Consider the following 417-nt stretch of genomic DNA (forward strand, 5'->3'; position numbering starts at 1 on the left):
AAGGAGGAGTTGAAAAATGGTAGTTAAGCGAATTCAGCCGATGCGAATTCAAAGCATTAAGGCGAGTATTAAGGTTTCGACAGATGAGATTTCAAAGGGGATGTCGACTATTATTGACTCATCGGTCACAAGTAGTCTAGAGTCCTGTGCTGGTGTCGCAAAAAGTTGTATGGAAAACTTGGTAGAGACAGTGGATTCATTGGATGGCTTTATGAATAAGGTTGCGGAAGCTTTTCAAAATATGGATACAGAATTAGCAGGCTCCATTGAAACTAATGAAATGTATACAGTTTCACCACAAGAGTATACAGAAAAGAAACGAATCCAGCAGAAGATCTACGATGCCTCTGTTTATAATGAGCTCCCCTAACTATTCGCCACTTGAATTCATTTCAGGTGGTTTTCTTTTGCTTTTCT

At 39.3% G+C, this 417-nt stretch carries 1 protein-coding gene; it reads left to right on the forward strand.

From position 1 onward, the window contains the following. The first annotated feature begins 16 nt into the window (after positions 1-16). The gene (locus HMPREF2991_RS03125; protein WP_000260585.1) at positions 17-370 is read left to right on the forward strand and encodes a hypothetical protein; all 354 of its coding nucleotides are present in this window, start codon (positions 17-19) and stop codon (positions 368-370) included. Positions 371-417: the final 47 nt, after the last annotated feature.

It is taken from the genome of Streptococcus sp. HMSC072D07 (assembly GCF_001814835.1).
Classification (GTDB): Bacteria; Bacillota; Bacilli; order Lactobacillales; family Streptococcaceae; genus Streptococcus.

Bases quoted from the DNA above. Each gene is read 5' to 3' on its own strand.
- HMPREF2991_RS03125 (WP_000260585.1), top strand. From the start codon at position 17: ATGGTAGTTAAGCGAATTCAGCCGATGCGAATTCAAAGCATTAAGGCG.